Annotated in this window: 11 protein-coding genes and 1 tRNA gene; 1 reads left to right on the top strand and 11 read right to left on the bottom strand. The window is 64.8% G+C overall.

The window, feature by feature from the left end:
* Both ACE5CZ_RS06805 and ACE5CZ_RS06800 read right to left on the bottom strand, forming a co-directional pair.
* Window positions 1–463, bottom strand: a 463-nt coding sequence (locus ACE5CZ_RS06805; protein WP_374946576.1) for an NAD-dependent epimerase/dehydratase family protein, incomplete at its 3' end; no start/stop codon positions are given.
* A 124-nt stretch (window positions 464–587) separates the two neighbouring features.
* Window positions 588–1,325, bottom strand: a complete 738-nt coding sequence (locus ACE5CZ_RS06800) for an SDR family oxidoreductase (RefSeq protein ID WP_374946575.1) — start codon at window positions 1,323–1,325, stop codon at window positions 588–590.
* Between the two features lie 176 nt (window positions 1,326–1,501).
* Between ACE5CZ_RS06800 and sigJ the strand changes: the two genes are divergently transcribed.
* The gene (gene sigJ / locus ACE5CZ_RS06795; protein WP_374946574.1) at window positions 1,502–2,404 is read left to right on the top strand and encodes an RNA polymerase sigma factor SigJ; all 903 of its coding nucleotides are present in this window, start codon (window positions 1,502–1,504) and stop codon (window positions 2,402–2,404) included.
* 493 nt (window positions 2,405–2,897) lie between these two features.
* On the opposite strand, the gene ACE5CZ_RS06790 is transcribed toward sigJ, so the two are convergent.
* The 9 genes from ACE5CZ_RS06790 to ACE5CZ_RS06750 all read right to left on the bottom strand — a co-directional run.
* Window positions 2,898–2,974, bottom strand: a tRNA-Leu gene (locus tag ACE5CZ_RS06790).
* A gap of 121 nt (window positions 2,975–3,095) precedes the next feature.
* The gene (locus ACE5CZ_RS06785; RefSeq protein WP_374946573.1) at window positions 3,096–4,628 is read right to left on the bottom strand and encodes an NAD(P)/FAD-dependent oxidoreductase; all 1,533 of its coding nucleotides are present in this window, start codon (window positions 4,626–4,628) and stop codon (window positions 3,096–3,098) included.
* Between the two features lie 38 nt (window positions 4,629–4,666).
* On the bottom strand, window positions 4,667–5,932 hold the full coding sequence (locus ACE5CZ_RS06780; RefSeq protein WP_374946572.1) for a S8 family serine peptidase: 1,266 nt from the start codon (window positions 5,930–5,932) through the stop codon (window positions 4,667–4,669).
* On the bottom strand, window positions 5,929–6,447 hold the full coding sequence (locus ACE5CZ_RS06775; protein ID WP_374946571.1) for a DUF501 domain-containing protein: 519 nt from the start codon (window positions 6,445–6,447) through the stop codon (window positions 5,929–5,931). Before ACE5CZ_RS06775 ends, ACE5CZ_RS06780 begins: the two co-directional genes overlap by 4 nt.
* A complete protein-coding gene (locus tag ACE5CZ_RS06770; RefSeq protein ID WP_374946570.1) occupies window positions 6,444–6,992 on the bottom strand; it encodes a septum formation initiator family protein in 549 nt (182 codons plus the stop codon). The genes ACE5CZ_RS06775 and ACE5CZ_RS06770 overlap by 4 nt, the downstream gene beginning before the upstream one ends.
* 26 nt (window positions 6,993–7,018) lie before the next feature.
* Complete coding sequence (eno, locus tag ACE5CZ_RS06765; RefSeq protein WP_374946569.1) at window positions 7,019–8,299, bottom strand: phosphopyruvate hydratase; 1,281 nt, start codon at window positions 8,297–8,299, stop codon at window positions 7,019–7,021.
* 97 nt (window positions 8,300–8,396) lie between these two features.
* Window positions 8,397–8,852, bottom strand: a complete 456-nt coding sequence (locus tag ACE5CZ_RS06760) for a MarR family winged helix-turn-helix transcriptional regulator (RefSeq protein WP_374946568.1) — start codon at window positions 8,850–8,852, stop codon at window positions 8,397–8,399.
* A 46-nt stretch (window positions 8,853–8,898) separates the two neighbouring features.
* Window positions 8,899–9,342, bottom strand: a complete 444-nt coding sequence (locus ACE5CZ_RS06755) for a MarR family winged helix-turn-helix transcriptional regulator (protein WP_374946567.1) — start codon at window positions 9,340–9,342, stop codon at window positions 8,899–8,901.
* A gap of 45 nt (window positions 9,343–9,387) precedes the next feature.
* On the bottom strand, window positions 9,388–10,378 hold a 991-nt coding region (locus ACE5CZ_RS06750), incomplete at its 5' end, for an ATP phosphoribosyltransferase regulatory subunit (protein ID WP_374946566.1).

Genomic DNA, 10,378 nt, shown 5'->3' with positions numbered 1-10,378 from the left:
AAACAGCGTTAGCCGTCCGACCGCCGGGCGCAAACCACGTTCCTGGCCCGTACAGGACGCCATATCGGAGCACACAAGCGCGGGAAACGTGGCCTAGGAGATTCTCCATGTCGGCGACGGCTGATCCAGCCTCGATCGGGTCGTCCTCTCGTGCTAGGCCTTCGCCCGCCGCATAGGCAGATGCGTCGCTTTGAACGATGACGCGACCGACACCGACACTCTCGGCTGCGGCAATGAGGTTCGCGGTTCCTGCCCTCAAAAGTCGCGCGTTCGCATCAGTGTCGAAATCGCTTAAATCGGTCAGCTGCTGCAGGATGAGGTCGGGTTTCGCGGCGTTGAGAACCGCCGCTAGGTGGGGAGCGTTGTAGACGTCAACTACAACCCCTGTGGCACCGAGCATTCGGAGGTAGTCGAGGTTATCGGCCCAACGGGTCGTCGCGACAACCGAGTGTCCCGCTTTGATAAGTGCGGGTATCAGCCTGCTGCCAATAACGCCGGAGCCGCCGGCAAGGGAATATGTGCATGGGAGTCCTTAAGACGGTTGCGACGCCAACGAAACCTCGAGTGCAGCGTCAGAAGCAAATAGGTCAGAGGACGGCATTCAGCTCGAGCCATTCGGAGTAGGTCTGGCTGCCAGAACGTGTGCCGGTCACGGGGAGAAGTGACCCATCCCGCATTCCGCGACCCAACCGGCCCGGAAGAGCCACCTCGATCACGGGCCCACGCTGGTCCATGAGTGCCACGTATCGCTGCACCATATCGGACAGCCTTTCTTCGTATGGTCCAGCCAGGTCGCGCACGGTCTTTGAAGGCCCCCGTTCCGCGATGACGACGAGTTCCTCCGCAACTTCGGCGGCGGCTATCGGCCGTGTGCGCATCTTCGGTGCGAAAGTGATCAGACCCAGCCCCCGCTGCGGAGCGATCTGCTGTGCGAATTCGTGGAACTGAGTGGTCCGAAGAAGCGACCATCCGTCTCGCTGCCCGCGAAGGATCCGCTCCTGCGCCGCCTTGCCCGCGTAGTAGTTCGAGTTCACGAAACCCGCACCGATGATTGAGACGCCAACGTGGTGAGTAACCCCGGCGGCTCGTCCTGCGACGAGCAGATTCCGCGTGACCGTGCTGAAATGTTCCACCGACACCTTAGTCGACATGCTTCGAATCTCAGACGCGTCAATGACCGCTGTCGCACCTCGCAGACGGTTGCGGAGTTTGTGGTCACCCAGTAAATCGACGCCAAGATTGCGGCTCAGAGGAACGGACGAGTGCCCAGCGTTGTGAAGAGCATTGATGACACATCGTCCAAGAGTGCCGGTCGCCCCAGCCACCGCCACCCTCACCGAGCCGCGACGGCAGCGCCGTGTGTGATCGACAAATACGGGAGGATGCGCGTTGAATACGAATTTAGGTTCATGCTCATCATGACCGTGTCAAAGGAATGATTGTGAGGTGTTACCTCACATTTGTCGTGCCTAGCTGGTCTAAGTAGTAAAGGAGGCCTCAAATGATGCCCAACGATGGTGAGGCGACGCACGCAGAACTCCGCAGCGAGAGGCGCCATTTGGTGTCTCTGGCGTTCCGGATGCTCGGCACTATCGCGGAGGCCGAGGACGCCGTTCAGGATACTTATATTCGCTGGTATCGAATGAGTCAGGAAGAACGCGACGCGGTCGATGTTCCGCGCGCATGGTTCACACGAGCTGTCAGCAGGGTTTGCCTCAACATACTCGCTTCAGCACGGTGGCGGCACGAGCGCTACGTTGGACCTTGGCTACCCGAACCCGTTCCCGCGTACACTTTCCCATCACCGACGGACGCATCAGTCGACCCGCTCGATCGAGTCACGCTCGACGAATCGGTTAGCACCGCGTTACTTCTCGTTCTCGAGGCGATGACCCCGGCCGAGCGTGTTGCCTTCGTGCTCCACGACGTGTTCGCGGTTTCCTTCGACGACATCTCTGTCGTCGTTGGTCGAAGCCCAGCCGCTTGTCGTCAGCTCGCGACCTCCGCACGTCGTCGAGTCCGGCAGAACCGGACGAAGCGTGCGACCCAGGCTGAGCATGAACAGGTCGTGCGGGCCTTTGCAGCGGCTGCGCGCACCGGAGATTTCGATGCGCTCATATCCGTGCTCGATCCAAAGGTCGAGCTGCGGTCCGATGGTGGCGGCATAGTTACGGCAGCACGCAATCCGATCTTCGGCATGGATAAGGTGGCGCGCTTCCTGTTCGGCACCCTTGGCAAAAACGCTCGCTTCACGGTGCTTGAGCAAGAAACTCCGGACGGACTTGGATTCGCGCTGTGGGACGACGGCCGGATCGTCGGAGTCGTAACTCTCGAGGTAGTCGCTGGCCTGGTTCGAGAGGTCCGCATGATGGTGAATCCCGACAAGCTCACGTTGTGGAACTAGGACAATCTTGCCAGCACGTAGAGCGTCAGATATCTGGGTGTGATGTAGCAGCCTTTCGATGCTTCGCAGGGGCACGGACGCGCTTACGCCATAGTTGCTGGGCGGTGCCCGCCAGTTCAGTATGAGGAAGTGTGTCTCGCAAACTACAGCTAAGCGAGACACCGACCACTCCTCCAGCGTCGACACGTATGGCCAGCAGGTTCCACATCCGGCCTATCTAAAATAATCCGGCCTGTCGAAAATAGTCGTCTCATCGTCGGAGCCGTCTTAGACCGAGAGACCTACGGTTTGTAAGACGCGCCGGATGCCTCTGCTCACGAGCCAGGCTCAGCCACGCTTCGGCACCATCTCAATGATGGATGCGGCCGGGCTGAACACTGTCCTCACCCGTTCTCAGTGACGTAAATAACGTCAAATTGTGGGCAAAACCGCTTCGTGAGAAGATCGAAAACCGCCAACTTCCGCGCCGATGCTGGGACGCAAGGGGTCGAATTGGTACCCCCACAGGGACTCGAACCCTGACTGAAACGATTTTAAGTCGTCTGCCTCTGCCGATTGGGCTATGGGGGCCCGGCATCATCGAGACTACCGAAGCCGAGCAGCGCGTGTCGCCGCATCACCACGAGGCCGGGGCCGCTGACGACGAAACGCCCGCGCCCCACCAGGGAACGGGCGTTTCGCAAGCGAACTGCTATCGCGCGCTGTCGACCGGGTCGCCGCCGCCGACCACGATGGGAGCATCCTCGGGCGAGGGCAGGCTCTTTTCCGCAGCCTTCTTGGCGGGCGCCCGCTTGACCGCCGCCTTCTTGGCGACAGGCGCGGCCTCGGTCGTCGCGGATGCGATTGCCGACGTGGCGGGAGCCGTCGCGGCTGCCGCCGCGGGAGCCGGTGCAGCAGCGTCGGCTGCGGGGCGGGGGCGCGACGCGAACGTCTCGAACGCGGCGCGCGGGGTGACCCGGGCCTCGAGCGATGCGATGTCGCGGCTGAGAACGAGGTTCAGCACCCAGTTGCCGATGACGCGGAGTTTGCGCTCCCACGTGGGCATCGCGAGACCGTGGTAGCCGCGGTGCATGAACCAGGCGGGAAGGCCCTTGACGGCGATCTTGCCCGACTGGAACGCACCGACGCCGAGACCGAGGCCGGCGACGGCTCCGGCGTTCTTGTGGTTGTACTCGATGAGCGCCTCGCCGCGCAGGTTGGCGACGATGTTCTTGGCCATCAGGCGGCCCTGGCGAACGGCGTGCTGGGCATTCGGCACGCAGAAACCTCCGACGCCACCACCCGAGAGGTCGGGCACGGCCGACACGTCGCCGGCGCCCCAGGCGTCGGCCACGATCTCGTCTGCAGTTCCGACTCGGAGGTCAGGACGCACCTGCAGGCGACCGCGCTCTTCGATGGGAAGGTCGGTTCCTTTCAGCATCGGGCTCGCCATGACGCCGGCGGTCCAGATGATCGTGTCCGACTCGAAGCTGTCGCCGGTAGAGAGTTCGACGACTCCCCCGACGGCCGACTTGAGCTGCGTGTCGAGGTGGATCTCGGCGCCGCGCTCGGCCAGGTTCTTGATGACCCAGAGACTGGTGGGCAGCGAGACCTCGGGCATGATTCGACCCATCGCCTCGATCAGGTGAAAATGCGTGTCTTCGAACTTGATCTCGGGGTATTCCTTGAGCAGCCCGCTGACGAACGAGCGCAGCTCGGCGAAGATCTCGATGCCCGAGAACCCGCCACCGACGACCACGACGGTCAGCAGTCGGTCGCGCTCGGGCCCGGCAGGAAGACCGGCGGCCTTGTCGAGGTTGGTGAGGATGCGGTCGCGGATCGCGACTGCCTCTTCGATGGTCTTCAGGCCGATGGCCTCGTCGGCGACACCCGGGATGGGGAACGTGCGCGACACGGAGCCGGCCGTGACGACGATCTGGTCGTAGGCGAACTCGTACGGCTCGCCGATGTTGGGCGTAATGGTCGCGGTCTTCGACGCGTGGTCGATTGCGGTGGCTTTCGCGGCCACGATCTCGGTCTTCTTGAGGTGACGACGCAGGGGCACGATCGCGTGGCGGGGCTCGATGGAGCCGGCGGCCACCTCGGGTAGGAACGGCTGGTAGGTCATGTAGGGAAGCGGGTCGACGACGGTGACCTCTGCTTCGCCGGGCCGGAGCCACTTCTCGAGTTTCCATGCGGTGTAGAAACCGGCGTAGCCGCCGCCGACGATCAAGATTCTGGGCACAGTGAAAGCTCTCCTAGGGGGAAGGTGTTGTAAGTAATCTACTCCCTGCGCCGCACGCGCCGAACATGCACCACAGCTGCCGTGATGATCATCGCGAAAAGCACCAGGAACACGGATATCACTGCGATGGGAATTCCGTTCGTCGTCAGTTTAGCAACGCTCGGCCACCAGGATGCCGACGGCTGGGCGGTCGTGACCGGCTCGTCGACCCCGGGGGCCGTCACGGCCTTCGGGCCGACACCCGACGCATCCGGTGACGGCCTGTAGGTCGCGACCCAGTCGGCGAGCGAACCCATCGGATTCGCGGAGGCCGCGGGAACGTCGGCCGTGACAGCGGCTTCGGCGTTGATGAGTCCGTAGCCGTAGATCGGCCCGGGCACGGGTTGGCCGGTGGGGGTGGCCGTGCTGACGATGCGATTGATCACCCCGGCCACATCGAGATCGGGATGCGCCGCTCGAACCAACGCGACGAGGCCCGACACGATCGGTGTCGCCCCGGAAGTTCCAGCCCAGGTCACATAGCCGCCGCCGGGAACGACCCCGACCAGCTGCTCGCTGGGCGCCGCGACGGCGATCGTGATGCCCTGGCTCGACGCGTCGAAGCTCGCGGCTCCGTCGCGGTCGACGCCGGCCACGGTCAGCACCCCGGGAATGGTGGCGGGCGCACCGACCTCCGTCGTGCCGCTGCCTCGGTTGCCCGCCGCGGCGACGACGACGACGTCGTGATCGGCCGCATAGAGAAAGGCGTCGTCCCAGCTCGTGGGCCAGTCGAGGCTGTTGCGGGTGAGCGACATGTTGATGACGTCGGCGCCGTTGTCGACAGCCCAGCGAACCGCGTGAGCGATCTGGTCGTCTGTTCCCACGACGCCGGCGCCGAGAGCGACGCTCACCGAGAGGAGGGAGGCCTCGGGCGCAACGCCGATGACGCCGTTGTTCGCCCCGGTTCCGCGGCCCGCGATGAGCGACGCGACCATCGTTCCGTGCTCGTCATCGTCGCCGACGGGAGTCTGGCCGTCAGCCGAGCCGACTCCCGACACGTCGGTTCCGCCGATGACGACACCGGCCAGGTCGGCCACTGAACCGTCGACGCCGGTGTCGATCACGGCGACGGTGACGCCCGCGCCGCGGGTGGTGTTCCACGCCGCCTGCACGCCGTAGTCGGCGAGCCAGTACTCGGCGCTGCGCACCGCGTCGGCGTGCGCCGTGGGCATCGCTCCGACCGGCGCGACGACGAGGATGCCTGTGGCGAGCGCCGCCGAGACTGCCACGACCCGGAGGCGCGGCGTGCGGCGGCGCCCACTCACGCGTTCGCCTCGTAGTCGAGGCACTCGCACACGAGCGGCGACCAGCGACCGCGCTCCAGCGCACGATCGCCGATGGGGTTCACTCCGGGACCGGCGGCGAGCGCGTGCCCCGCGAGGGCATGCAGGCATTTGACGCGCACGGGCATCCCGCCGGCGGAGACGCCCGCGAGCTCGAATACCACCTCGATGCCCTCGCGGTCTGAGATGTATGACGTGTGCGCGGCCTGGTACTGCGCCCGCAGCGCATCGTCGTGCGAAAGCAGGTCTTGGAACTCGGCCATGACCTGCGTCGCCTCGAGCGCGGACATCGCAGCGGTGGCGGCGGGATGGCTCAGGTAGTACAGCGTCGGAAACGGGGTTCCGTCTTCGAGGCGGGGCTTGGTCGCCACGACGGTCGGTGCGCCGCAGACGCAGCGTGCCGCGATGCCGATGACGTTGCGCGCCGGGCGACCGAGCTGGGCCGAAACAGTTGCGACGTCTTTCTCTGTGGGCGGGTCGAAGGGTGGTGTCGTCACTGGATGGTTCCGGATTTCTGCAGTTCTTCGGGAGTCTGGGTGCTGAGACCGGCCTGGACGCCCGACGAGAAGATCGCGCCGAGCCAGTCGACCCGGGTGTTCTGGATACCTGTGCTGACGGGCGCGTTCTCGACCGGCGCAGCGGGGGCCTGGTCATCGATCACCAGAAAGCTGGTCTCTCCGGGCATCACGAAATAGAGGCGGTCTCTGGCCTGCGCCTTGATGTAGGCGGGATCGCTCCACCTCGCAACCTCGGAGTCGAGCCGGGAGTTCTGCGTCTGCTTGTCGATGACGGCCTGCTGCAGGGCGGCGAGCTGCTGCCGCTGCTCGATGTAGAGACGCAGCCCCGGGGCGAGAACGACGACGAACACCACGAGAACGCCGAGGATCACGAAGGTGAGACCCGAAACCCGAAAGCTGTACTTCTGCGACGGAGTGCCGCGGGAACGCGCAATGCGCGCACCCCTCGGGGTGCGCGCATTCTTCGGCGCGGGTGCGTCCGACGAAGCTGTCCCCGTGGAGACGCCCAGTGTCGGCTTGCGCATCGCGCGCCTTTCGTTCGAGTGGAGTCTCAGCCCTTGAAGCGCGGGAAGGCCGTGCGGCCGGCGTAGAACGCGGCGTCGCCCAGCTCTTCTTCGATTCTCAGAAGCTGATTGTATTTGGCGACGCGCTCGCTGCGGGCGGGCGCTCCGGTCTTGATCTGACCGGCATCCGTCGCGACTGCGAGGTCGGCGATGGTCGTATCTTCGGTCTCGCCCGAGCGGTGCGACAGGATCGCGGTGTAGCCGTGGCGCTGGGCCAGGCTCACGGCGTCGAGCGTCTCGGTGAGCGTGCCGATCTGGTTGACCTTCACGAGGATCGAATTGCCGACACCGAGGTCGAGGCCCTTCTGCAGGCGCACGGGGTTGGTCACGAACAGGTCGTCACCGACGATCTGCGTCTTCGACCCGAGTTCTGCCGTGAGGTGCTGGTAACCCTCCCAGTCGTCTTCTTGCAGCGGGTCTTCGATCGATACGAGCGGGTAGTTCGCGGCGAGATCGACGAAGTACGCCGTGAGTTCGAGAGCCGAAAGCTGCTTGCCCTCGAAGTTGTAGGAACCGTCTGCGTAGAACTCGCTGGCCGCGACGTCGGTGGCGAGCGCGATGTCGCCGCCGAGGGTGAAGCCCGCATCCTGGATCGCCTGGGCGATGAGGTCGAGCGCCTCACGGTTGCTCGACAGGTTGGGCGCGAAGCCGCCCTCGTCGCCGAGGCCGGTGGACAGGCCCTTGGAGTGAAGCAGAGATTTGAGGGAGTGGTAGGTCTCGACGCCCCAGCGCAACGCCTCGGAGAACGACTTCGCGCCCAGGGGCACGATCATGAACTCCTGCACGTCGATGTCGTTGTCGGCGTGCGATCCGCCGTTGATGATGTTGAGCAGCGGAACGGGCAGGGTGTGGGCGTTAGGGCCGCCGACGTAACGGAAGAGGGGCAGATCGGCCGAGTCTGCGGCGGCCTTGGCGACCGCAAGCGAGACACCGAGGATGGCGTTGGCGCCGACCCTCTTCTTGTTCTCGGTGCCGTCGACCTTGATGAGCTCGGCGTCGATGAGTCGCTGATCTGTGGCGTCGAGGCCTTCGATGGCGGGGCCGAGCTCGTCGACGACCGCGGCGACGGCCTTCTGCACGCCCTTGCCGAGGTACCGGCCCTTGTCTCCGTCGCGCAACTCGTACGCCTCGAATGCGCCGGTGGAGGCGCCGGAGGGAACGGCCGCGCGCGAGACGATGCCGTCTTCGAGCAGTACCTCGACCTCGACGGTCGGGTTTCCCCGGGAATCAAGAATCTCGCGGGCGTTTACGGCTTCGATCAATGCCACTGGTTTTTCTCCTCTATCAGAGCAAGGTGATTTTCGGAGAGCGCCTTACGCTGTCCGGTCGCAAGTCTAACGAACCGCCGGATGCGCGTGGCTGAGTTCAGGCGCGTGGGTCACTCGCGTTGAACCGGTCGAGCAGCGCCGAGAACGTTGCGAGCTCGTCGGCGCTCCACTCGCCGAGCCGGTGGCGGTAATCGTTTTTGACCCGTTGCCTCATAATCTCCATGCGTTCTTCAGCAAGGGCCGTGGGCACCAGTAAGCTCGAGCGGCCGTCGAGCGGGTCGGGCTGGGTGTCGACGAGCCCGAGGTCGCGCAACACCGTGATCTGTCGGCTCACGGCGCTCTTGTCGAGGCCGGTCTGTTGGATGATCGTGCCCGCCTGGGCCGGAGAGCATGTGAAGATCATGCGCAGGATGGTGAAGCCGGTGGGCTGCAGCTCGGGGTAGAAGGCGTTCGCATAGCTGCGCAACGCCGACCTGCCGGAGCGGAAGAGCTGGGAGATGCCCGCCTCGATGCCGAGCAAGAGCTCCTGCTCGGCACTCGTCTGTTCGGTCACAGCCACCAGATTACCTGTCTCTCGCATCCGAGGGATGTCGCGCGAATCAGGCAGCGACGACCTCGCCCCGCACCGCGATGCTGCATTCGAGCAGGTCGACTGTGCGCTGCAGCACGGCGACGTCATCGGGGTCGAGCTCATCGAAGAGCGGCTCGAGCGCAGAGCCCAGGCGGTCACGCCAGTCGGCCAGCGCCCGCTGACCCTTCGGGGCGATGGCGATCTGCCACGCACGCGCGTCGGTGCTGTCGGCGATGCGCTTGATCCACTCGACTTCGTTGAGGTTGGCGACGATCTTGGTCATGGTGGGCTGGCTGACGCGACTGTGCTTGGCGAGCTCGCCCAGTCGCATGGGCCCGAAAGAGGTGAGCACGCTGAGCGTGCGCCACGTGGCAGGCGACGTTGAATCGCCGGTTGCCTGCGAGGCGAGGCGGGTGAGACGGTGGGTGACCGACACGAGGTCGCCGAGGATGGTGCTGAGTTCGCTGTTCACGTGATTAAGTGTATAGCCCGGCTATGGCCGAAGTACATAGCCAAGCTATATAGATGTGCTACTCCCCAGTGCGCGGAATTTCAGGTCGTCGACACCCACGGCATCGGGCTGCACGGTCGCCACGCGAGTGAACCCCGCCTCGGCGAGCCGCTCGAGCTGCAGCTTGGCATTCTTGGCCTTGCGCTCGATTCGCACCCGCGATCCGGATGCGATCAGCTCTGTTTTCACAGACTGCAACAGCACCGCAGACGCCGTGGCATCGTGCAGTAGAGCGACCGAGTCGGCCGTCTCCTCCCCGGGCAGGTCGATGAGGTCGACGATGCGTTCGAACCCGATGGAGAAGCCGACGGCGGGAACGTCGGTGCCCAGGAAACGGCCGATCATGCCGTCGTAACGCCCGCCGCCCCCGAGCGAGAACGCGACGTCGGGGTGGGCGATCTCGAAGATGGTGCCCGTGTAGTAGCCCATGCCCCGCACCAGAAACGGGTCGAAGCGGATGCGGCCGGCATCCAGCGCATCGCCGATCGAAGCGAGCTCGGCGATAACGGCGACGTCGACGCCCTCGGGAAGCGCGTGCGCGATCGCGTCAGGTCCGAACGGACGCATCATGCGGTCTTGACGGCGCAGGAAGAACGCCTCGAGCGCATCCGTCGCGCGGGTCAGCTGAGGGGCCTGGGAACGCAACTCGTCGATGACTCCGGCGGTGCCGATCTTGTCGATCTTGTCGATCACGATGAGAACGAAATCGTGGTGATCTGCGGGAAAGCCGAATAGTTCGAGCATGCCGATGAGCAGGCGCCGGTCGTTGATGCGAACCGTGCTTCCCTGCAGGCCGAGGGCGTCGAGGGTCGACAGCGTGGCCGAGATCAGTTCGACCTCGGCGAGCGCCGTGGCATCGCCGATGATGTCGATGTCGCACTGCATGAACTGGCGGTAACGACCCTTCTGCGGGCGCTCCGCTCGCCACACCGGCGCGATCTGCACGCTGCGGAAGACGGATGGAAGGTCTGCCCTGTGGGTGGCGTAGAAGCGGGCG

Source organism: Agreia sp. (assembly GCF_964263775.1).
Lineage (GTDB): Bacteria > Actinomycetota > Actinomycetes > Actinomycetales > Microbacteriaceae > Agreia.
This window is presented reverse-complemented; position numbering and strand designations above follow the sequence as displayed.

Bases quoted from the DNA above. Each gene is read 5' to 3' on its own strand.
- sigJ (WP_374946574.1), top strand. From the start codon at position 1,502: ATGATGCCCAACGATGGTGAGGCGACGCACGCAGAACTCCGCAGCGAG.
- ACE5CZ_RS06770 (WP_374946570.1), bottom strand. From the start codon at position 6,992: ATGCGCAAGCCGACACTGGGCGTCTCCACGGGGACAGCTTCGTCGGAC.